At 38.5% G+C, this 23,621-nt stretch carries 21 protein-coding genes; all 21 read right to left on the bottom strand.

The window, feature by feature from the left end; all coding sequences use genetic code 11:
- Positions 1-51: 51 nt before the first annotated feature.
- The 21 genes from BLT95_RS01245 to BLT95_RS01145 all read right to left on the bottom strand — a co-directional run bounded on the left by BLT95_RS01245 (position 52) and on the right by BLT95_RS01145 (position 23,475).
- On the bottom strand, positions 52-1,209 hold the full coding sequence (locus BLT95_RS01245) for an aminotransferase class III-fold pyridoxal phosphate-dependent enzyme (RefSeq protein WP_089664261.1): 1,158 nt from the start codon (positions 1,207-1,209) through the stop codon (positions 52-54).
- A gap of 2 nt (positions 1,210-1,211) precedes the next feature.
- Positions 1,212-2,006: a pyrroline-5-carboxylate reductase gene (gene proC / locus BLT95_RS01240; RefSeq protein WP_089664260.1), complete on the bottom strand. Its 795-nt coding sequence runs from the start codon at positions 2,004-2,006 to the stop codon at positions 1,212-1,214.
- A gap of 145 nt (positions 2,007-2,151) precedes the next feature.
- Positions 2,152-3,117 carry an N-acetyl-gamma-glutamyl-phosphate reductase gene (gene argC / locus BLT95_RS01235; RefSeq protein ID WP_089664259.1) on the bottom strand — a complete coding sequence of 322 codons (966 nt, stop codon included), beginning with the start codon at positions 3,115-3,117 and terminating at the stop codon, positions 2,152-2,154.
- A complete protein-coding gene (gene argG, locus BLT95_RS01230; protein ID WP_089664258.1) occupies positions 3,114-4,301 on the bottom strand; it encodes an argininosuccinate synthase in 1,188 nt (395 codons plus the stop codon). Before argG ends, argC begins: the two co-directional genes overlap by 4 nt.
- Before the next feature lie 87 nt (positions 4,302-4,388).
- On the bottom strand, positions 4,389-5,033 hold the full coding sequence (locus tag BLT95_RS01225; protein WP_089664257.1) for a GNAT family N-acetyltransferase: 645 nt from the start codon (positions 5,031-5,033) through the stop codon (positions 4,389-4,391).
- A gap of 338 nt (positions 5,034-5,371) precedes the next feature.
- A complete protein-coding gene (ilvA, locus tag BLT95_RS01220; RefSeq protein ID WP_089664256.1) occupies positions 5,372-6,646 on the bottom strand; it encodes a threonine ammonia-lyase IlvA in 1,275 nt (424 codons plus the stop codon).
- Positions 6,646-8,118 carry a ketol-acid reductoisomerase gene (gene ilvC / locus BLT95_RS01215; RefSeq protein WP_089664255.1) on the bottom strand — a complete coding sequence of 491 codons (1,473 nt, stop codon included), beginning with the start codon at positions 8,116-8,118 and terminating at the stop codon, positions 6,646-6,648. The genes ilvA and ilvC overlap by 1 nt, the downstream gene beginning before the upstream one ends.
- Positions 8,115-8,654, bottom strand: a complete 540-nt coding sequence (gene ilvN / locus BLT95_RS01210; RefSeq protein ID WP_172822556.1) for an acetolactate synthase small subunit — start codon at positions 8,652-8,654, stop codon at positions 8,115-8,117. Before ilvN ends, ilvC begins: the two co-directional genes overlap by 4 nt.
- A complete protein-coding gene (gene ilvB, locus BLT95_RS01205; RefSeq protein ID WP_089664253.1) occupies positions 8,654-10,387 on the bottom strand; it encodes a biosynthetic-type acetolactate synthase large subunit in 1,734 nt (577 codons plus the stop codon). The genes ilvN and ilvB overlap by 1 nt, the downstream gene beginning before the upstream one ends.
- Before the next feature lie 11 nt (positions 10,388-10,398).
- Positions 10,399-12,072: a dihydroxy-acid dehydratase gene (ilvD, locus tag BLT95_RS01200; RefSeq protein ID WP_089664252.1), complete on the bottom strand. Its 1,674-nt coding sequence runs from the start codon at positions 12,070-12,072 to the stop codon at positions 10,399-10,401.
- 583 nt (positions 12,073-12,655) lie between these two features.
- A complete protein-coding gene (locus BLT95_RS01195; RefSeq protein WP_089664251.1) occupies positions 12,656-14,179 on the bottom strand; it encodes a bifunctional GNAT family N-acetyltransferase/carbon-nitrogen hydrolase family protein in 1,524 nt (507 codons plus the stop codon).
- Positions 14,180-14,263: 84 nt separating this feature from the next.
- The gene (locus BLT95_RS01190; protein ID WP_089664250.1) at positions 14,264-14,896 is read right to left on the bottom strand and encodes a response regulator transcription factor; all 633 of its coding nucleotides are present in this window, start codon (positions 14,894-14,896) and stop codon (positions 14,264-14,266) included.
- A complete protein-coding gene (locus BLT95_RS01185) occupies positions 14,871-15,677 on the bottom strand; it encodes a histidine kinase (RefSeq protein ID WP_089664249.1) in 807 nt (268 codons plus the stop codon). Before BLT95_RS01185 ends, BLT95_RS01190 begins: the two co-directional genes overlap by 26 nt.
- A 61-nt stretch (positions 15,678-15,738) precedes the next feature.
- Positions 15,739-16,476: a hypothetical protein gene (locus BLT95_RS01180; RefSeq protein WP_089664248.1), complete on the bottom strand. Its 738-nt coding sequence runs from the start codon at positions 16,474-16,476 to the stop codon at positions 15,739-15,741.
- A gap of 6 nt (positions 16,477-16,482) precedes the next feature.
- The gene (locus BLT95_RS01175; RefSeq protein WP_089664247.1) at positions 16,483-16,866 is read right to left on the bottom strand and encodes a hypothetical protein; all 384 of its coding nucleotides are present in this window, start codon (positions 16,864-16,866) and stop codon (positions 16,483-16,485) included.
- Between the two features lie 233 nt (positions 16,867-17,099).
- Positions 17,100-17,987: a biotin-dependent carboxyltransferase family protein gene (locus tag BLT95_RS01170; protein ID WP_231896388.1), complete on the bottom strand. Its 888-nt coding sequence runs from the start codon at positions 17,985-17,987 to the stop codon at positions 17,100-17,102.
- Positions 17,968-18,699 carry a 5-oxoprolinase subunit PxpB gene (gene pxpB / locus BLT95_RS01165; protein ID WP_089664246.1) on the bottom strand — a complete coding sequence of 244 codons (732 nt, stop codon included), beginning with the start codon at positions 18,697-18,699 and terminating at the stop codon, positions 17,968-17,970. The genes BLT95_RS01170 and pxpB overlap by 20 nt, the downstream gene beginning before the upstream one ends.
- Positions 18,699-19,439, bottom strand: a complete 741-nt coding sequence (gene pxpA, locus BLT95_RS01160; protein ID WP_089664245.1) for a 5-oxoprolinase subunit PxpA — start codon at positions 19,437-19,439, stop codon at positions 18,699-18,701. The genes pxpB and pxpA overlap by 1 nt, the downstream gene beginning before the upstream one ends.
- A complete protein-coding gene (locus BLT95_RS01155) occupies positions 19,440-20,660 on the bottom strand; it encodes an Nramp family divalent metal transporter (protein ID WP_089664244.1) in 1,221 nt (406 codons plus the stop codon). It abuts the gene before it with no gap.
- A complete protein-coding gene (locus BLT95_RS01150) occupies positions 20,657-21,820 on the bottom strand; it encodes a DUF2891 domain-containing protein (protein WP_089664243.1) in 1,164 nt (387 codons plus the stop codon). Before BLT95_RS01150 ends, BLT95_RS01155 begins: the two co-directional genes overlap by 4 nt.
- 116 nt (positions 21,821-21,936) lie before the next feature.
- Entirely contained in the window at positions 21,937-23,475 is a 1,539-nt protein-coding gene (locus tag BLT95_RS01145) for a YifB family Mg chelatase-like AAA ATPase (protein ID WP_089664242.1), read from the bottom strand.
- Positions 23,476-23,621 lie beyond the last annotated feature (146 nt).

Raw genomic sequence — 23,621 nt, 5'->3', positions numbered from 1 at the left:
TTTTCGTCATCCTGAACTTGATTCAGGATCTGTAGAGAAGCTGAATCAAGTTCAGCTTGACGCCTCAATATTTTTAGTTTGATTTTTCAATGCCTTCTGCAAAGCATTGAAAAAACTCTCAAAATGTTCCTTCTTAATATTCAATGGCGGCAGGATTCGTAATAATTTTTTATTCGAAGATGCGCCCGTAAAAATCTGATGTTCAAACAAAAGTTCTTTTCTAAGGGCGGCGATCTCAAAACCGAATTCCAGGCCTATCATTAAACCTCTTCCTTTTATATTTTTAATTTCTGGAATTTTAGCGCATTCGATTTTTACAAATTCTGATACTTCAGCAACATTTTCCATCAAATTCTCTTCTTTGATGACTTCTAAAACTGAAATTCCTGCCGCACAGGCCAAATGATTTCCGCCAAAAGTGGTTCCCAGCATCCCATATTTCGGCTGAATTTTATTATCAATCAAAATTCCGCCGATGGGAAATCCGTTGCCCATCCCTTTCGCTATGCTAATAATATCCGGTCTGATTCCATGTTTCTGAAAAGCGAAGAATTCACCCGTTCTGCCATAACCCGACTGAACCTCATCGGCGATGAGCATTACCTTATTTTTCCTGCATAATTCAGCAGCAGTTTTATAAAATTCTGTATTTGCTTCATCAAGCCCGCCCACTCCCTGAATCACTTCAAAAATCACCGCGGCTACATCTCTTTTTTCAATCTCCCTTTTTAAAGATTCGGTATCATTAAATGTCAGTTTTGTCGCTTTATGCCCCAGGTTAAAAGGAGCTCTAATATTTTCATTATCGGTGATCGCAACCACTCCGGAAGTTCTTCCGTGAAAAGCATTTGCAAAATAGATCACCGTGTCTTTCCCGGTATGAAATGAAGCGACCTTTAGGGCATTTTCATTGGCTTCTGCTCCCGAACTACATAGAAAAAGACTATAATCTTTCACTCCCGAAACTTCTTCCAGTTTATCGGCCAGTTCCTGCTGTAAAGGATTTTTTATCGAATTAGAATAAAATCCTAATTCTTCTACCTGATCCTGAATAGCTTTAACATATTTTGGATGCGCATGACCAATAGAAATCACCGCATGGCCGCCATAAAGATCCAGGTATTTTTTACCAGATTCATCAAAAACATGGCAGCCTTCTCCTTTTACCGGAGTGATATCGTAAAGCGGATAAACATCAAATAATTCCATAATTACTGGTCTGAGATATTATTAATTTTTTTAAAAGAAGCCTGAATTCCTTTAATAAGCGAGGAACTAAGTCCGTTATGCTCCATCTCATTCAGGCCTTCGATGGTACAACCCCTTGGCGTGGTTACCTTATCGATCTCTTCTTCAGGATGTTTCCCCGATTCGATCAACAAACTAGCAGCTCCGAGGCAGGTTTGCATAGAGAGCTCCTGAGCATCTTTCGCATCAAAACCAAGTTGTACTGCTCCTTGAGTGGTCGCACGTATTAAACGCATCCAGAACGCGACTCCGCTGGCACAGATCACCGTTGCCGCTTGCATTTTGTTTTCAGGAATAATAATACTGGTACCAAGTCGGTTAAAAATAGCTTCCGCAATAGCGATCCTTTTTTGTCCAATTTCATTACTACAAAGGCAGGTCATAGATTTCCCTACTGCGATGGCTGTATTGGGCATGGAGCGAATTATAAAATGATCTACGCCAATGATACTTTCCATCCGCGGAATTTTAAATCCGGTAACGGTAGAGATCAAAACATGCCTATCGGTTAATTCATCTTTGATCTCCTTAAGGATATTTTCAAATTGAGTGGGTTGTACCGCAAATATTAAAATATCTGAATTTCGTACAGCCTCCTGATTATCTGAAGTTATCGTGACCTTGGAATATTCTGAAAACTCCTGAATATCTTCCACCTTCCTCTTGCTAAGATAAAGTGTGGTGAAGGCATTGCTGAAAATTAATCCTTTGGCAATGGAAACTCCAAGATTGCCTGCACCGATAATTGCTATTTTCATATCTTTTTATTTTAAAACGTCAAGCTGAACTTGATTCAGCTTCTATTTCATGAGATCCTGAAACAAGTTCAGGATGACAAACCTCCACTCTCGCAGAGACAATAATCCACCTCTAATTTTTCACTTTTCACTCGACTCTTCACTCTTAAAAATAACTAGCTTTTAATCCTAACCCGAGCTTCTCTTCTAATCCAAACATCAGGTTCATGTTATGAACCGCCTGCCCCGAAGCCCCTTTGAGCAAATTATCCACCACGCTGGTGATCAGTAATTTACTGCCAAACTTCTGCAACCTCAATAAACATTTATTTGTATTTACAACCTGCTTCAAATGAAGATCCTCATCGGTTATAAAAGTGAAAGCCGCGTCTTTATAATATTCCTTATATATTTTTTTTGCTTCTTCCAGATCTCCTGAAAACCTGGTATAGGCAGTGGCATGAATTCCCCGGGAAAAATTCCCTCTATTCGGAATAAAGTTGACTTCAGCCTTATACTCTGGTTGTAATTGTTTTAAACTCTGGCCAATTTCATGTAAATGCTGATGCTCAAAAGATTTATAAGCTGAATAATTATTGTCCCTCCAGGTAAAATGTGTCGTTGCCGAAAGCGAAGTTCCAGCTCCCGTAGCCCCGGTCACTGCATTTACATGAACATCATCTTTCAACAATCCCTTTTCAGCAAGCGGAAGGATTGCCAGGGTGATCGCGGTGGCGAAACATCCCGGATTTGCAATAAAACCGGCTTTTTTTATTTGTTCTTTATTTAATTCCGGAAGTCCGTAAACAAAAGAATTGTCTTCAGCTTTCATCCTGAAATCGGTACTCAGATCGACGATCTTCGTCTTTTTTGAAAATTGATTTTCAGCCAGGAATTTCTTAGAATTCCCATGTCCAAGACAAAGAAAAACAACATCAGCTTCTTTATTGATCTTATCTGAAAACGTGATTTCAGTATCACCAATTAAATCCTGATGAATAGTATTTACCGCTTTTCCAGATTGGGAAGTACTAAAGACAAAATTAAGATTCACTTCAGGATGATTTAGTAAAATCCTGATCAGTTCTCCAGCGGTATATCCTGCGCCTCCTATAATTCCTGCCTCGATCATGAATCCTGATTTACATGTTGATAGATCTTCCCTGAATTAGAAAGGATTTTGATAAATCCTTTGGCATCATCTGCCGTCCAGGCTTTATTTTCTTCACCATAGTTCCCAAAACTGCTGTTCATAAGGTCGTTAGGAGATTTAATTCCGTCCAGAGTGAATGTATAAGGTTGCAGAGTGACAAAAACATCTCCGCTTACTTTTTCCTGAGAACTTTGTAATTGAGCTTCAAAATCACGCATTACGGGATCAAGGTATAGTCCTTCATGTAAATGCATCCCGTACCAGTTGGAAGTATAATCCTTATGCTGTAACTGCCATTTACTAAGCGTATGCTTTTCCAGTAAATGATGGGCTTTAATGGTGATCAAGGCAGCGGCTGCTTCAAAACCCACCCTTCCTTTAATTCCAATGATCGTGTCGCCCACATGAATATCCCTGCCAATGGCATATTTTGAAGCGATATTTTCCAGAATTTCTATATTCTTTTCCGGAGCATTTTCTTTTCCATTAATCGCTGTAAGTTCTCCTTTGGTAAAACTCAGTGTAACCTGTTTTGGCTCTTTCTCCTTCAATTGTGAAGGATAAGCTTCTTCCGGTAAAGCTTTTTCTGAAGTTAAGGTTTCTGCTCCGCCAACACTGGTACCCCAAAGACCTTTATTAATTGAATATTTCGCTTTTTCCCAGTTCATTTCAACGCCTTTACTTTTAAGGTATTCTATCTCTTCCTGCCTGCTCAATTGTTTATCTCTTATAGGCGTAATAATCTTAATTTTCGGCGCAATAATTTGAAAGATCATATCAAATCTAACCTGATCATTTCCAGCGCCAGTGCTTCCATGAGCGATATATTCTGCACCGATATTTTTTGCATAGTTTACGATCTCAATGGCCTGAATAATTCTTTCTGCACTAACCGACAATGGATAAGTATCATTTTTGAGGACATTCCCAAAAATCAGATATTTTACCACTTTCTGATAGAAAGATGAGATCGCATCGATATTCTTATAACTAGTTGCTCCAATCTTTTTGGCATTATCACCAATCTTCTGAATCTCTTCCTCTGAAAATCCTCCGGTATTTACACTCGCTGCATGAACCTCAAAACCTTCTTCCTCAGATAAATATTTCGCGCAGTAAGAGGTATCCAGACCTCCGCTATATGCTATCACTACTTTTTTCATGCTTTTAATTCTATTTTAGTCATCCTGAACTCGATTCAGGATCTCTAGAGAAACTGAAATAAATTCAGCTTGACGCATTTTATAATTTTATTTTTTAGCCTTCTCCTTTTTATAAAAAAGCGTTTGTTTTATATGTTTTAATCTCTGAAATGCTTTTTCATTGAACTTGCTTATGCTCTTAGGTTTTTCAAATTTCTTAGATTCTTTTTTCTTCTCGGGATCATACAACATTCCTGTGCAAAGACACATTTTACGTTCAGTCCTGGTAAGAATATCATAGTTCTTACAGCCCTGGCAACCCTTCCAAAAAGTTTCGTCATCAGTCAATTCTGAAAAAGTTACCGGTTGGTATCCCAATTCATAATTGATCTTCATTACGGCTAAACCCGTTGTAATACCAAAAATTTTAGCATTAGGATACTTTGTTCTTGAATGTTCAAAAATCACATTTTTGATCTCCTTGGCCAGGCCGTGATTTCTAAAAGCGGGGTGCACTATAAGTCCGGAATTCGCCACATATTTATCATGGCTCCAGGTTTCTATGTAACAGAAGCCGGCAAACTTTTCATCTTCCAAAGCGATCACGGCATTCCCTTTTTCCATCTTTTCAATGATATACTCAGGAGTTCTACGGGCAATACCTGTCCCACGGACTTTCGCCGACTCTTCGATTGTATTACAAATGATCTCTGCGTAAGAAGCATGAGAATTATTAGCAATGATAATTTTCATCTGCTAAAAAATTAAGTTGAAAAAAAAGTTTTGATCTGGGGTTTTGAGAGCGGAACCGGACTCACCTAAGTTCCATAGATATATAGACGCACTTACGTGCGACGGGGGAAACTGCGGCGCATAGGAGCAATATCAAAAAAGGTTCTGATATTAAGTTTATATTCTATGCTGTTCGGGTAATTCAAAATGGAAAAAAATCAAATAATATTAATAGAAAATCGTTTCGGGATCCTTGCCTAGAAGCGGCGGCGGGGCCTGAAATTGAAACGGGGTAATATTATTTGTTTGATCGAAATCATAACACAAATGTACATAAAATTATGGTTTATAAGTCTTTGCTAAATTAAAAATTGGAATAAATTTGGATTATCGTTCAAGTACTCCCCATAAAAATTTTTCTTTTTCATCCTGTCTACCAGTGGTTCGAAGTCATTAGGATCCTTTAATTCAATTCCCACTACTGCCGGTCCGTTAGACCTGTTGTGTTTTTTTGAATATTCAAAATGAGTGATATCGTCATTTGGTCCAAGAACTTTAGCCACAAACTCCTTTAAAGCTCCCGCTCTCTGCGGAAAAGTGATCACGAAATAGTGCTTTAATCCAGAATAAAGCAAAGCTCTCTCCTTAATTTCAGCCATCCTGATGATATCATTATTACTGCCACTAACGATACAAACCACATTCTTACCTTGGATCTCTTCTGCATAAGAATCTAATGCAGAAATCGCCATTGCACCCGCCGGTTCCACGACAATCGCATCCTGATTATAAAGATCTAATATCGTCTGGCAAATCTTCCCCTCAGGAACCGTGATCATATCATCAAGATTCTCTCTACAGATGGCAAAATTCCGGGATCCTACTTTCTGAACGGAAGCTCCATCTACAAAACGTTCAATATTTTCCAACTCTATTACTCTTCCCTCCTTCAAAGAAGTCTTCATAGAAGGAGCGCCTTCCGGCTCAATACCAATAATTTTAGTATTCGGGGATAGTTCCTTGATCATGGAAGATACACCGGCCAGCAATCCGCCTCCCCCTAATGGCGCGAAAATATAATCTATAGGTTCATCTGATTGTTCCAGGATTTCCAATGCGATGGTCGCCTGACCTTCAATTACCTTTTCATCGTCAAACGGATGAATAAAGACCAGTCCCTGCTCATGCATTTGCTTCATCGCACTTTTAAACGAGTCGTCGTAAGTATCTCCTTTAAGTACAACCTCAACCCATTCGCCACCAAACATTCTGGTTTGTTCCACCTTTTGTTTTGGCGTAGTCCCCGGCATATATATAACTCCTTTTACCTTCAACTTGTTGCAGGCAAAGGCTACACCCTGAGCATGATTCCCGGCGCTGGCGCAAATAACACCTTTTTCATGCTGTTCGTGTGTTAAGCTGGAAATTTTATTATACGCCCCACGAATCTTATAAGATCTTACCTGTTGCAAATCTTCGCGCTTCAGCATCACATTCGCCCGAAATTTATTACTATAAGTAAAAGACTCAGCCAAAGGTGTTTTTAAAACTACTTTGGAAATTCTTTCCGCTGCCTGTTTAACGGATTCTAAACTAGGTCTGTATATTCTATCTTTTTCCAGCAAAGTATCCATTACGCGTATATTTTCTTCATTGCGGTCATTGCAGATCTCAATTTCGCTCCGACTTCCTCAACAGGATGATTTCTTACTTTAACATTCACTTTCTCAAGTTTCTGGTCATTTACTTCTATTTCTGAATCGAATCGTTTACCAGCTACTTCAGGCTCCAGGGAATTTACATAATCCTTTATTAAAGGCTTCGCAGCATGATCAAATAGATAACAACCATATTCGGCCGTATCTGAGATCACCCGGTTCATCTCATATAATTTCTTCCTGGCAATGGTATTGGCAATAAGCGGAGTTTCATGTAGAGATTCATAATAAGCTGATTCTTCGATGATCCCGGCATCTACCATAGTTTCAAAAGCCAGTTCTACTCCCGATTTTACAAAAGCGACCAGCAGGACTCCTTTATCGAAATATTCCTGTTCAGAGATCTGTTCAGAGGTTGCTTCGGTCTTTTCAAAGGCAGTGTTTTCAGTTTCAGCTCTCCAGGTATGTAATTCCTTATCATCATTAGCCCAGTCTTTCATCATTCGGCTACTGAATTCCCCGGAAATAATATCATCCATATGCTTCTGAAAAAGCGGGCGCATTTTAGCCTTTAATTCTTCAGAAATATCATACGCTCTCAATTTAGCAGGATCTGAAAGTCTATCCATCATCTGGGTGATTCCGCCGTGCTTTAAAGCTTCAGTAATAGTTTCCCAGCCACACTGGATGAGTTTTGCAGCATAATTCTTATCTACCCCTTCAGCAACCATTTTGTCAAAGGTTAAAATTGAGCCGGTTTGCAATACACCACAAAGAATGGTTTGCTCTCCCATAAGATCTGATTTTACCTCTGCCACGAAGGAAGATTCAAGCACCCCAGCTCTATGGCCTCCGGTAGCATAGGCATAGGCTTTGGCCCAATCCAGACCAATCCCTTTTGGATCATTTTCAGGATGCACTGCAATTAAAGTTGGTACACCAAATCCTCTTTTATATTCTTCACGAACCTCAGAACCCGGGCATTTAGGTGCTACCATAATCACGGTAATATCTTCCCGGATCTTCATGCCTTCTTCCACAATATTAAAACCATGGGAGTAAGAAAGCACCGCTCCTTTTTTCAGAAATGGCTGAATAGCTTTAATGACCAAAGTATGCTGTTTATCTGGAGTTAGATTGATCACAAGATCTGCTTCCGGGATTAGTTCCTGGTAGGTACCGACGGCAAAATCATTTTCGGTAGCATTCTTCCAGGATTGTCTTTTCTCTTTGATCGCTCCTTCCCTTAAAGCATATGAAATATCTAGACCGCTGTCGCGCATATTAAGTCCCTGATTAAGACCCTGCGCACCGCAGCCAACGATGATTATTTTCTTACCATAAAGTACTTCTGCTCCATCGCTGAATTCATCTAACTCCATGAATCTACAGGTTCCTAATTGATCTAGTTTTTCAGCTTTAGAAAGGCTATTAAAATAATTGGTCATGATAATGAGTTTGTGGTATTAAATTTTTCTAATATTCCTGATATAGGCATTTCATTTTTGGTCACTGCAATAGTTCCAGATCTTACGAATTGCATTAAACCGTAAGGTTTTAGTTTTTCGTAGAGCGCATCTACCTCTGTACGTTTTCCTGTTTTTTCTATCACAAAGAATTTCTTGGTCACAGTTACAATACGGGCATTGGTTTCTTTTATAAAATCCTGTATGTTATGATCGTCCAGAAAATCTTCAGATTTGATCTTATAAAGTGCAGTTTCCTGATAGATCGTTTCCTCGTCGGTATGATAAAAGGCTTTGATCACTTCTATCTGTTTTTCTATTTGTCCAACGATCTTTTTGATCTGTTCTTCGGTAACATTTACCACAATGATAAACCGCATTACCTCATTTACTTCGCTGGGCGAAGCGGTAATACTTTCAATATTGATATGTCTTTTCAAAAATATCGCCGCAATCCTGGAAAGTAATCCAAGATTATTTTCGGTATAGATTGAAACTGTATAATTCTGCTTTTCCATTACTCTAATAATATATCTGAAACTGCTGCTCCCGTTGGGATCATTGGGAATACATTTTCTTCCTGTTCAACTTTCACTTCAAGGAAATAGGCCTCATCGCTTTCCATCATTTCCTTTACCGCGTCTTTTAACTGACTTCTCTCGCTAACCTCTTTCGCTTCGATATGATATCCTTTAGCAATCGTTATAAAGTCTGGATTTATCATCGTGGTGGAAGCATATCTTTTGTCGAAAAACATTTGCTGCCACTGTCTTACCATTCCCAGAAAACCATTATTTAAAAGCACGATTTTCACCGGAACTTTTGTTTGAAAAATAGTTCCCAATTCCTGGATGGTCATCTGGTAACCACCATCACCAATTATAGCGACAACATCTCTTTCGGGTTTGGCCATTTTCGCGCCAATAGCTGCTGGAAGGGCAAAGCCCATGGTTCCCAATCCGCCGGAAGTCACATTGCTTCTTGTTCCGTTGAATTTAGCATAACGGCAAGCCGCCATTTGATGCTGACCAACATCTGAAACGATGATCGCATCTCCATTAGACTGCTTATTGATCTGCTGGATCACTTCAGCCATACCCATATCCCTCTTGTTAATGTCGAGGTTCCCCTTAATGACCTTTTCAAATTCTGTTTTGTACATATCCTTGAACTTCTGATGCCATTCCTTATGGGAGTTAGGTTCTAAAAGTTCAAGCAATGCCTTCAGGCTTTCTTTTACGTCACCTAAAACAGGATAATCTGCTTTTACATTTTTATTGATCTCTGCAGGATCAATCTCAAAATGAATCACTTTTGCCTGTTTCGCGTATTTCTCTAAATTTCCGGTAACCCGATCATCGAAACGCATCCCGATAGCAATCAAAACATCACATTCGTTGGTAAGCATATTGGGTGCATAATTGCCATGCATTCCTACCATTCCCACATTTAGCGGATGCTCTGTTGGCAATGCAGAAAGTCCCAAAATGGTCCAGGCAGCAGGAATTCCAGCTTTTTCAACTACCGCTTTTAGAAGTTCTTCTGCGCCGCCAAGGATTACTCCCTGCCCCCAAACGATCATTGGTTTTTTCGCATTATTGATCAATTCGGCAGCTCTTTCTACTTCGAGAAGGTTCAATTCAGGAATAGGTTTATAACTTCTTATTCCTGAACATTTCTTGTAACTGAATTCCAATGAGGCAAACTGAGCATCCTTAGTGATATCTACAAGTACAGGTCCCGGTCTTCCTGATTTTGCTATATAAAAAGCTTTCGCGATCACTTCCGGAATTTCTTCGGCTTTCGTAACCTGATAATTCCATTTTGTAATAGGAGTTGAAATACCCACAATATCGGTTTCCTGAAAAGCATCGCTTCCCAGTAAATGAGAACCTACCTGGCCAGTGATACAAACCATTGGTGTGGAATCTATCTGGGCATCAGCAATTCCTGTGACCAGGTTTGTGGCGCCCGGACCTGAAGTGGCAATGGCTACCCCTACTTTCCCAGATACCCTCGCATAACCCTGAGCAGCATGTGTAGCGCCCTGTTCATGTCTGGTAAGGACGTGATGAATTTCTTTTTGATATTTGTACAGTTCATCATAGACGGGCATGATCGCCCCTCCCGGATAACCATAAATAGTTTCTACACCTTCTTCAAGCAAACATTTAATCACCGCTTCGGCTCCCGACACAGTCGAGGTTTCCTTTGTACTAACCTTTTCGAAACTTGCTGTTTTAACCTGCATAATTCACCTTATTAGAATTCGTCTGTAACACAGCCTTCTGAAGCCGATGCTACCGTTTTTGCATATTTATAGAGTACTCCTCCATTAACCTTGAAAGCAGGCGCCTTCCAGATTTCTTTTCTTTTCTTTATTTCTTCTTCTGACAGATGAGCTTCAATAGTATTTTTTTCAGCATTAATGCTTATTTCATCACCATCTTTTAAAAGGCCTATGAGTCCGCCTTGCTGAGCTTCGGGAGTAATATGACCCACTACAAAACCGTGAGTTCCTCCGGAAAATCTTCCATCTGTGATCAGAGCTACACTTTTACCCAGCCCGGCTCCCATAATTGCAGAAGTAGGCTTCAGCATTTCTGGCATTCCAGGCCCACCTTTGGGGCCCTCATAGCGAATGACGACGACATCACCTTTTTGAACCTTTCCTGAGGAAATCCCCTCGTTAGCTTCAAATTCACCGTTAAAGACTCTCGCCTTTCCTTTAAATTCCAATCCTTCTTTTCCCGTAATTTTGGCAACGGAACCTTCAGAAGCTAGATTTCCGTATAATATTCTGATATGTCCGGTGGCTTTGATAGGTTTCTCCACAGGGTGAATTACATCCTGATCGTCAGGTAATGGTTTTACATTTTCAAGGTTTTCGGCAATTGTTTTTCCGGTAACCGTCATACATTCGCCATGAAGTAATCCTTTTTCAAGCATATATTTCATCACAGCCGGTATTCCACCAATTCTGTGAATATCTTCCATTAAATATTTTCCACTCGGTTTAAGATCTGCCAGGAATGGCGTTTCCTCGCATATTCTTGTAAAATCTTTTAATCCGAAATTGATATCTGCAGCTTTTGCAATAGCAAGAAAATGAAGTACCGCATTCGTGGAACCACCAAGCACCGTAAGAAGTCGAATTGCATTTTCCAGTGATCTGGCAGTTACTATATCTTTTGGTTTTAAGTCATTTTCGAGCAAATATTTCATCGCTTCCCCTGCCTTAATACTTTCCTGAGTTTTTTCAGGTCCTGTAGCAGGATTAGAACTGTTGAAAGGCAAGCTCATTCCCAGTGCTTCAATAGAAGAAGCCATGGTATTTGCGGTATACATTCCGCCACAGGCTCCAGCTCCAGGACAGGCTTTTTCAATGACCTGTTGATATTCTTCTTCCTGCATTTCTCCGGAAACTTTTGAGCCCCAGGCTTCAAAAGCAGAAACCACATCCAGTTTTTTACCGTTATGACATCCTGAGGCGATTGTTCCTCCATACACCAAAACTGAAGGCCTGTTCAACCTTAACATTGCCATTAGAGCTCCGGGCATATTTTTATCACAGCCAACTACAGTAACCAGCCCGTCATAAGACATTCCTCCAACTACAGTTTCCATAGAATCTGCAATAAGATCTCTGGAAGGAAGCGAATAACGCATTCCCGGTGTTCCCATGGAAATACCATCACTAACCCCAATCGTATTGAAGATTAACCCGTTTAATCCTGCTTGCTGAGTTCCCTTTTTTACCTCTTTTGCCAGGTCATTTAAATGCATATTACAGGGATTCCCTTCGTACCCCGTACTTCCAATACCTACAAAAGGTTTTTTAAGATCTTCCTTACTTAATCCAATGGCGTGAAGCATCGCCTGTGAGGCAGGCTGAGAATCACTTTGTGTTATTGTACTACTATATTTGTTGTTCATTGCTGTTTTCTCCTTAACTAATTATTAAAATTAATGTCTTGGAGCAGCAGTGATGTATAGCAAAGGAATCTTAAATTACTTTCAATTTTACCACATTACACATAATGATTTGATTATCAGTGTTTTATGTATTTTTTGATTACGATAGCTGAAAATTTTTCAGAGAATATTCTACGAAATATTAATTGTTTAACATGACTATTTGAAATAGGGATGTTTTTTCTGAAATTTTAGGATTACCTGGATTAAATCAGATTATCATAATTGGAGAAGCTGTTTAGTGAATTTTCACTAATTGTATTTTTCTTAGCTGAACTCTTTTTAGCGGCATCGAATGAGATTTCTCCCGCTAGTCGATTGGACGATAAAGAAAATCGCACTTTGACAAGCTCAGTGCTCAAACCATAATTTAATAGGCTAATGTCATCCCGACCAAAAGAGAAATGTCCTGGAAGTTAAAATCACACTAAAAAGATTCCTCCTACAGTTGAAATGACAAAAGAAAGAGGAAGTAAGAATAATGAAGAAAGACTTACCCTGCTCAAACAGATTTCTCCCTGCGGTCGAAATGACATTTTATGATCTATTTTTTCTTCTTCAGGGAATAAAGATCCTTTCTTCTGTCTTTCATATTTCGCACGCTTCCAAAGTTGTGAAGCTCTTTTAAAAGATCAAGATCTACATCTACTAATAAGGTACTTTCGGTATTTGGAGTCGCTTCGGCTTTAATTCCATTTACAGGAAAGGCAAAATCTGATGGCGTTAATACCGCACTTTGAGAATACTGAATATCCATATTGTCAACTTTCGGCAAATTTCCTACGGACCCTGCAATAGCCACATAACATTCATTTTCCACTGCCCTGGCCTGTGCACAGATCTTTACCCGGGAATATCCATTCTGAGTATCTGTCATAAATGGAACAAAAAGTATATTCATTCCTTCTTCTGCAAGTAATCTTGAAACTTCAGGAAACTCTACATCATAGCAGATCAACACTCCAATTTTCCCACAATCGGTATCAAAGGTCTCCAGTTTATTCCCACCTTTCATTCCCCAGGCAGTTTCTTCAGCAGGAGTAATATGAAGTTTTTCATAGCGTTCGTAGCTACCATCTCTTCTACATAAATAACCAACGTTATACATATGCTCTCCTTCCGGCAACGGCATACTTCCCGTAATAATATTTATATTATAGTTGATCGCAAATTCCCTAAAAGTTTCTAAAAGCCTTTCTGTATAATCTGAAAGTCCGCGTATCGCTTCAGGTTCAGATAAATGATTGAATTGAGCCATTAACGGCGCATTGAACAATTCGGGAAAAAGAATAAAATCACTCTGGTAATTACTAACCGCGTCCACAAAGAATTCGATTTGAGCAACAAGGGCATCGTAATCTTTAAAAAGACGCATCTGCCATTGTACCAGGCCTAATCTTACCACCGTTTTAGTGGTATTTACGAGCTTCTGAGGTTTTGTATAGTAGATATTGTTCCATTCCATCAAAGTAGCGAACTCCTTACTCTCATGATCTCCTGGTAAATATCCTTTGATCACTTTTTTTACGTGAAAATCATTTTTCAGCTGAAAAGATAAAACAGGATCATGAATCTCCTGAAGTTTCACCTTATCTATATATTTTTTTGGAGTAAGCTCTTCAGCATATTTGGAATAATTCGGGATTCTTCCACCAAAAATGATCGCTTTTAAGTTTAAATGTTCACACAATTCTTTTCTGGCTTCGTATAGTCTTCGTCCCAACCGCATACCGCGAAATTCTGGATGAATAAAAACATCAATTCCATAAAGGACATTTCCATTCTTAGTATGTGTTGAGAAATTTTCACCTCCTATAATTTCTTCATAATTATGCGTATCATCAAACTTATCATAATCTACAATAATGGAAAGGGCGCAGCCGGCAATTCGGTTGTCTATAACGATACATAACTGACCTTCGGGAAATTTATTTACCAGGGTCTTGATCTCTCCTTTACTCCAGTATTCATCAGGCATCGCCTGGTAACTCTTCACCATGGAGATCTTTAATTCTTCATAGTCTTTTACCCTTAAATTTCTTAGTTCAATTTTTGCTGAATCTATCACGGCAATTTAGTTTTTTGATACACGAAGATACTGCAGAATACACAGTTTTAGAATTTGAAAACAGAGATTTGATTTAAAGTATTCTTAAACTTCACAAATACCTTCTTTTATTGCAAAGATCACCAAACCTACCCTGCTTTTTACATGCAATTTATTAAAAAGGCTTTCCCGGTAGTTTTCAACTGTTTTAGGACTCAGGTTCATTTCGCCCGCGATGGCTTTATAGGTTAATTCGCTACAGGCATGATTTAAAAACTCTAATTCCCGGTTGGTAAGCTCTTCATATTTAAGTTTTATCTCACCTCTTCTCTGAGCATCAGAAATTGTTTTGTTAGAATAATAACCGCTGCGATCTATCGCATTTAAGGCATATTCAAACTCTTCAGGATCTATGTCTTTTAGAAGATACCCCCTGCAGCCCAATCTTAGCATTTTTATAATAGTCTCATCTTCCTGGTCTACGGTAAGGCTTAGAACTTTTTGCTGAGGATGATTCTCTTTTAACCATTTCATAGTTTGCATCCCATCCATCACCGGCATGCGCATATCCAATAAAATAAGATCTGGTGACACATTCCCGGCCTGAAAATACATTACCAGTTCCTCCCCATTTTTGCATAGATGAATTACTTCGAAACCTTCAAAAGAGTTGACTAAAATTTGAAGAGATTGTGCAAAAAGTTTATGATCATCAACGATTATGATCGTTTTGTTCATGTTTGTTGGTCTTGGTTGGATATCGTAAAGATAGCGAAGTTCCTTTACCAATCGAAGAATTCAGACTAAAATTAGTGTTTAGCATTTTAGCCCTGGCATGCATATTTAAAAGACCGGCCCCTGATTTTTCCTGTGTCATATCAAAGCCCTTCCCGTCTTCTACTGCCAGAATTTCAAGGAAATCTGGACAATAACTAAACTTCACTTCCAATTGGGACGCGCCAGCATACTTGATAACGTTAGAGAAAAATTCCTGCAGTATTCTAAAAAGAATGATACTATCTTCAGGTTTTACATCATAATATTCACCTTCGCTTACCAGGTGAGCTTCAAGAACTCCTAACCGGTTAAATCGATCTATCTCATTTTTAACCGAATTTTCCAGTCCAACATAATCTATTACTTCGTTATTAAGAGACCGGGATAGCGATCGTACCTCTGCCAGAGAATCTGCTACCAGCCTTTTTGCTTCCTGAAAGCCTTTCTGATTATCCTCAATAACCTTTTTATTCAGCAAATTTAATTGCATACTGGCTACGGCTAGTAACTGACCTATATTATCATGTAATTCCCAGCTCACATTCTTTAGCGTGGTCTCCTGTATCTCTAATCTCGCATTGGAGAGTTCTTCTTTGAAATCCTGCTCTGCCTGATATTTTTCCTTAAGTAATTTATTTTTGCGCCTTTGATAGGTAATAAAGAAAATAATTGTAAAACCTGCCAGAAACAATATTACCAGGATAAAGTAAACAATCAATAATATCTCTTCTTTTTCAAGCATGCTTTAAAATATACTCCAGACAAGTTTACACAAAAAAATCGTAAATGCCTGTTTATACAACTCAGACGGTAGACTTTGGATCTAAAGATATCCTCGAATTATTTTTCCCAGAACAATAAACAAACCCGAATATAAAACAGCTGTACATAAATATGTTCATTATTAGAAGGATAAGTCTTTGCATTTTCACAAATTCCATATTGGGTGCTTCGTAAAATTTGCTATAGATCAAAAATGGAGTAATAGCCAGATACCAGAGTACAACCGCTACAGAAAAATAGAATGGCATCGACTTGTAGAAATTCAATATCTCCTCGCTTTGCAGCATTTCATAGAAGTATCTGAAAATTAGGATCACATACATAAAAGTACTTACCAGACTGGTAAACTGTGAATAGGCTTCAAAGTACACTTCCGAGATCATTAAATTCAGGATCATTGCTGGTATAAACAAAAAGCCGGTAATCTGAAGGACTTTTTTAAATTTTGTTGTTTTAAGCTGACTGAAAAAGAAGAGTATAAAGACCAGATACTCAAGAACATTACGAATATTGTAAAGCCAGTAATTACGCCGAAAACTGGTTTCTTTTATAAAGCCAAAATATTCATACTCTGTATAATACGCAATCAAAGTATAACTGGCTAAAATTTCCACAGCAAAATTGAAAAATAAAAATCCAACCAGTAACTTTAACTCAAAGGAAGGGTTTATAGTCTTCTTTAAATACCAGAATCCTGCTAGTGCAGCTAATAATTCTAAAATAAAAACTGGCAGGAGTTTAATAAATTGGTCTAGCAAAAGATTTTAATAATTAATTGGTGGTTCTCCTCCTGTTGACAAATTAAATGGATCGATCTCGTAATTATTTTGTTGATTGGAAGCGGTCTCCAGTTCTTCTTCTGAAGCTTCTTTTGTTGGAGCAAGAAAAACCGTAGCATAACTTTTCTTTTCATTAGATTTTGGATAGGAACCAAAATAGATACGAACTCCGGGCTTTTTCACACCCTGTTTTTGTGATTCTTCTTTAACATAATCCAGGTATTCCTGTAATTCGTCTAAACTATACCAGAATTCCCGGGTATCTTCATAGCCCTGGGCATTATCTATTTCTTTAGCACGGGTATTTTTCCAGTCCCCCTGTAGCTCGCGAGCACGTTCTTTACTAATACATTTTTTTGGTTTTTGCATTTGAAGTGTATTGGTTAATATTTAGATAGTAAAAATGAAATAATTCTTCATTATTTCAAAGCCGTTTAAAAACAAAGGGGAATTTTCCCCTTTTATGGCTGATAGTTGTGTTCTATATTTGTTTCAGTCATTTTAGTAAAGCTAAAGTGTTTTGGGGCAAAAAAGTGTTAACGAGATTTGTTATAGTTCTGAGTAGGGTCTTTTCTATAGCGCAAAATCGAGTTGGCACTTTTTTATTTGGCATTAAACGAAGGATATTCTTTTTTGATGAACCTGATCTCCTCTCCCGGTTTTTTTTGTGAAAGTACCTGAATTCCCTTCTCCGATAATTGTAAAATTCTGGGGTAGCCACCAGTGGTCTGGCAATCACGCATTAAAGCAATGATCTTTCCCGACGGAGTTAGCTGAACCGTTCCCGGCATTACCGGGCCAGTAATAATAGGCTGAAGATCATTCTTAAAATTTTTTTTAAACTGGACCGCCATTCGATTGCTGGTTTCTTCTACGGTAAATTTAGAATCAAAAAGACCTTTCTGTCGTTCTACCGTTAGCTCTTCAAATTCTGGTCCCCGATAAACTTCTATTTCTTTAGATATAATATAATCTGAATCAATTCTTAGAGATGAATGGGTACTGCTTTTCGTATAAGGTTTTGAGATATAAGCCAGTTTCATTCCTTTTTTTAATCTGAAACAGGCTGTTAAGCCTTCATACCAGCTTTGACTGTCCATCAGGATTTCGGTTGTAAAACCACCTGCGATCGCCAAATAACATCGAAAACCTGCTCTAAGACTCTTAAATTTTAAAACATCTCCCTTGTTGATCTCTATCACTGAATTCTGTTCTAATGGTTTCTCATTAAGTTCTGGAGAAATATCTGCACCACTAATACAAATTGAAGTTGAGCCATAAAATTTTAACTGCGGCCCCTGCATGGTAATTTCCATAACCGAAGCATCTTCAGGATTTCCAAGAATCAAATTTGAAATTCTCATGGCATATCTATCCATCACCCCGCTATGCGGAACTCCAAATTTTTGAAATCCAAACCTTCCCAGATCCTGAATGGTAGAAAATAAACCGGGTTGTAAAACTTCAATTTCAGCCTTCATAATTTTCATATTTCAGGGTGTAGTTTCCAGCAGTAATTTCTTTTTCAATTTCGAGAAATTCCTTTTTTGAAACGGCACTAAAGTTAATTTTATCTCCGGCAGAAAAAGTACAGGGAGGATTCATATTTTTATCAAAAAGATCTACCGGAGTTTTGCCTAAAATCTGCCAACCCCCGGGACTGGATTTCGGGTAAATCCCAGTTTGATTTTCACCTATCCCAACGGCGCCTTTTTCCACCGATCTTCGCGGTGATTTTTTCCTTGAAATATGCAGCCTTTTATCAAGCCCGCCCAGGTATAAAAAACCAGGTAAAAAACCTATAAAACAAACCTGGTATAATGGTGCCGTATGCCATTGAATTATTTCATCAATTTCCAGTTCTTTCTCTTTAGCTATATACTCCAGATCAAGCCCAAATTCTTTATCATAACACACGGGAATCTGAAAAATTTTATAGTTCGTTTTTTTTGGTATATTAGCTTCACTTAAAAGGCTTTTTAACCGTAAAACTTCACTATAGACATTTTCTATAGTAAACACACAACTAATTAATAACGAGTTGTATGTGTTTATAACCTCAACCTTTTGTTTAAATTTAAAATTTTCTATTTTTTTCTTAAAAAAAAGAACTTTCTCAAGTGTTTCAGGGCTAATTTCTTTATCAAAATTTATCAAAATGGAGCGATCTCCTAGTGGTGATATTTGAGGATAATTAGACATTATGTATTCTTTACTCCTATTCTTTTTTCAGCAAATTTTTTATGTAGAAAATCGATTATTTCAACCGAAGAAGGCGTGTCGCTATGCACACAAAAAGTATCTGCTTTCCCATCGATTTCAACCCCCGAATAAGTGATGATTTTTTTATCGTTATACATGGAAAAAACATGGTTAAATACTTCCTCTTTTTCCGTAATTAATGCATGCTTTTCAGAGCGTGAAACCAGGCTGTGATTTTCGTTATAATTCCGGTCTGCAAAAGCTTCAAAAAAGAGATCAAATTTTCCCATTGCCAGCTCTGAAATTTTAGATTTCAGAGGCACATAAAGCAGGAAATTTTCATCGAGATCTTCAAGACATTCAATAATCATTCTGGCAATATTTTCATCTTTAGCGGCATCATTATAAAGGGCACCGTGAAGCTTTATATGATTCATTTTTCCGCCTTCAGATTCAGCGATTTGTTTGAGACTCAAAACCTGTCCTTCAATAGAAAGTTTAAGATCCTTTTCAGACATTTCAAGATGATTCCTTCCAAAGTTCTTTCTATCAGGATAAGACGGATGAGCGCCAATTTCAACATTATTTTCCATGGCCATACGAACAGTTCTATGCATGGTCTCTAGATTTCCGGCATGACCCCCACAAGCAATATTGCAGGCAGAGATAAGTGGCATAAGCTCTTCGTCAAACTGTCCGCCTTCGCCCAAATCGCAATTAATATGAATTCTATTTTCCATCTATAAATTCTGAATTACGTTAAAAATAGATTTTGCACCTAGAAACACAGAGAGTGCTATCACGGCAAAACCAATGATATTCTGTAATAAACTATTCTTGTGATCTCCAAGAACAGATCTTTGGTTCACTATCCAAAATAAGAAAATTGCAACGACCGGCAGTACAAGTCCGTTTGCAATTTGTGCAAACTGGATAATTTCAACAGGTTTTATCCCTAAAGACGAAAAAATGACCCCCATGATGATTATGGTCATCCAAACCAGCTTAAACTTCCTGGACTGCATCCCTCCTTTCCAGCCCAAACACCCCTTTACCACATAAGCAGCTGCTAGTGGCGCTGTAATAGAAGAGGTGATCCCGGCAGCCAGCAGCCCTATAGCAAGGATAATAGTTGCTGAACTCCCAAATAAAGGTTCTAATCCTGCCGCCAGATCTCCAGCATCTTCAATACTTTCAATATTAGAAGCGGCAGCACAAACCACGATCGCCATGGAAACCAAACCTCCCAGCAAAAGAGAAAATATAAGTTCTTTGCGCACCATCCCAAGATGTTTTGTATCATTCCATTTCTCACTTACCAGAGATGCGTGTAGAAAGAGGTTATAAGGCACCACTGTTGTCCCCACTAAAGCTATAATGGTCAATAAGCCTGCGTCAAAAGAGCCTGGAACAAATCCCTTAAAAATTTCAGAAAGATCGGGTTTGGTTAGAAATGCCGTTAATATAAAAGCGATACTCATTAAAAGAACGAGCGCTATAAATATCTTTTCAAGCTTTTTATAACTACCCAGCAACAGCAAAATAAATGCAATTGCTCCTATAACTGCGCTCCAAATATTAATACTTAGAGCACCAATTTCAAAGCTTACCGTAGTAAAAACGGCTTCCATTCCTAATACAGCGCCTGTAATATTACCAGCCTCATAAGCAGCATTTCCAATGACGATTGCCGAAAATATCAGGAAAAGAGTAAGAGCTCTAATCACCGGGTTCTGCATCTCCTCCCTTATACAATCACTCAATCCTTTCCCGGAGATCAATCCTAATCTGGCAGACATTTCCTGAAGCACCACACAGGCAACTATTGAAATTAACAATGCCCACAGCAGGGAGTATCCAAAATTCACTCCGGCCAGGCTACATACCGTTACCGTTCCCGGACCTATAAAAGCTGCTGAAACTAATATACCGGGACCTAAATTTCTGAAAAAACTTTTCACTCTTTAGGCTTATTCCCAGATTCCTTTAATGCATAAATAGCAAATGTTCCCAGCCAGTGGCCTCCTTCATAGCTATCTCCTACTACATTAGGAAACGAATAAGAAACATGTTCATTGGCAAGAAGCTTAAGATGTTCGAATTGTTCAGGATATTGATTTGCCAAACCGTAAAATATCCATGCCCTACTAAAATTAAGACCATCCAAATGTACCAGTTTGCCATCTGTACGATCTGAGACTTCACCTACTTCCATTTGAAAATCCTTATTTTTTAATTGAGGCATAAAATCGTTTATCCACAGGCTGAAGGCATTTTTGGGAAGGACTCTTCTCATAATATCTATTTCAGAAAGACAGGGAGAAAGAAAATCATATCCTCCCGGTTCCCAGGAAACAGGACAATCATCGTCTTTTAAATAGAAATCCTGGGCTCGTTTTTTAACGATCTCCATGAGTTCTTCATGTTCTGTAGTTTTAGCATAATCATACGCAAAACTTAAACCGAATGCTGTATTAGTATGTTCTCCTACCCTAATTGGGTAATTTAATTTTGGAAGGAATTCAATATATTTTTGAACGATCAAATCTGTAAGTGGCTGTAAATTTTGGGCTAACTCTTCACCCAAAGGGTCTTCCCAGGTTTTTAGTTCTTCTGCCAGTTTTAGTAACCATGCCCAGCCATAGGTACGCTCATAAGAACCACTTTGTTCTCTTTGAAAATATTCAACTTCTGCCCGGATATTTTCAGCAGTAATAGAATTCTTTAAACTCTCCCGAATAGCTTCTTTTTTCTCCACATCTGGAAACTGCTTTAATAAGCTTACAAGTGACCAGTGTGCATGAACTGAAGAATGCCAGTCAAAACACCCATAAAACGCAGGATGCAACTCATGAGGTTCGCCAATCGCTTCTTTATTTTCCAGGGTTTGACCAAGCTTATTAGGGTATTCAGTATCAATACAATTTAATGGCAATTCTGCCAGTTTATTAGATTCTTCCAGGTTTAAAACCACTGGTTTTAAATTTTTAAGGGCTTTGGGTATCAAATCTTCTGTACTTAAACTATCGATAGAGGTTTCATTATTTCCTGTATCCTGAGATTGATCGCCTTTACATGAGAAAATCCCAAGGCAGAGAAGTATTAGAAAAATTCTTTTCATCTTTTAGGTTATTGGTTTCCGAAAGAATTTATCCGGAAATTGCAGATTGGTTTTTTACGGTATTCCCAAAAATATAAAAAAGCAACGTAGGTTTAGTTAATTAAAGCTCAAGATATTCAGGCCAGCCAACCTTCACGATCCAAACTTCGATATTGTATCGCTTCACTTAAATGATCCCCTTTAATAGATTCACTACCATCAAGATCAGCAATACTTCTTGAAACTTTTAAAATACGATCGTAGGCCCTTGCAGATAAATTGAGTTTTTCCATGGCTGATTTAAGAAGATGTTTTGAATTTTCATCCAGTTTGCAAAATTCCCGGATCTGACGAGGTCCCATTTGCGCGTTATAATGAATATTTTGTAGTTCCCGGAATCTTTCATGTTGCCTTTCCCTTGCCTGTGTCACTCTTTCCCTAATAATTACACTACTTTCACCTCTTCGTTCTTCACTTAGTTTTTCAAAAGGTACCGGAGTTACCTCAATATGAATATCTATTCTATCCAGTAGCGGTCCGCTTATCTTACTCAAATATCGCTGCATCTCCATGGGTGATGAAGTTACCGGAGCCCCGGGATCATTAAAATATCCGCTGGGGCTGGGATTCATACTCGCAACCAGCATAAAACTGGAAGGATAGGTTACCGTAAATTTTGCCCTGGAAATGGTTACCTCCCTGTCTTCGAGCGGTTGCCGCATTACTTCCAGCACCCCTCGTTTAAATTCCGGAAGTTCATCTAAAAACAATACGCCATTATGTGAAAGAGAAATTTCTCCGGGTTGTGGATAAGCTCCACCACCCACTAGAGCGACATCAGAAATTGTATGATGCGGACTTCTAAAAGGTCGTTGAGCCATCAAACCTATATTATCTTTAATTCTACCCGCTACGCTATGAATCTTAGTAGTTTCCAAAGCCTCCTGTAAAGTCATTGGAGGCAAAATACTGGGTAGCCTTTTCGCTAGCATCGTTTTTCCTGCTCCCGGCGGACCTATAAGAATAATATTATGCCCCCCGGCAGCGGCGATCTCCATACATCGTTTTATAGATTCCTGTCCTTTTACATCGGCAAAATCGAACTCGAAATCATTAAGACTTTCAAAGAAAATCTCCCTTGTATTTATTTCAGTTCTTTCCAGTTCCTTGCCTTCATTAAAAAAGTTGATCACCTGGGTAATATTATTTACACCATAGACTTCCAGCCCTGAAACTATTGCTGCTTCACGGGCATTCTGCTCTGGAAGAATAAAGCCTTTAAACCCTTCTTTTTTAGCCTGAATGGCGATAGGTAATGCTCCGCGTATAGGCTGAAGACTTCCATCCAGTGAGAGTTCTCCCATAATGAGATATTCAGAAATATTATCGGCCTTTATTTGACTGGATGCTGCGAGAATACCCAAAGCAAACGTAAGATCGTATGCTGAACCCTCTTTACGAAGATCGGCTGGGGCCATATTGACTATGATCTTTTTCCCGGGAAGTTTAAACTTATTATTTTGAAGGGCTGCAGCAATGCGATAACTGGATTCTTTAACCGCATTATCGGGAAGCCCCACCAAATGGTACCCTATTCCCGAAGCTACATTAACTTCAACCGTTATCGTGGTCGCCTCTACACCAAACACGGCGCTACCGTATACTTTTACAAGCATTATCAAACTATTTAGAAAAGGTAGGGCTTAAATTTATTGAATTAAATGTACTGTTTTTTTTATAAGAAAAACATATTCAGATATTTACAATGTAAAATCATATCAATAAAAAAGGCCCGCCATATAGCGAGCCTTTTTTATTTTTT

Source organism: Gramella sp. MAR_2010_147, assembly GCF_900105135.1.
In the GTDB taxonomy this organism is placed as follows: Bacteria; Bacteroidota; Bacteroidia; order Flavobacteriales; family Flavobacteriaceae; genus Christiangramia.
Note: the sequence above shows the minus strand (reverse complement) of the source record. Positions and strands in the feature narration are given on the sequence as shown.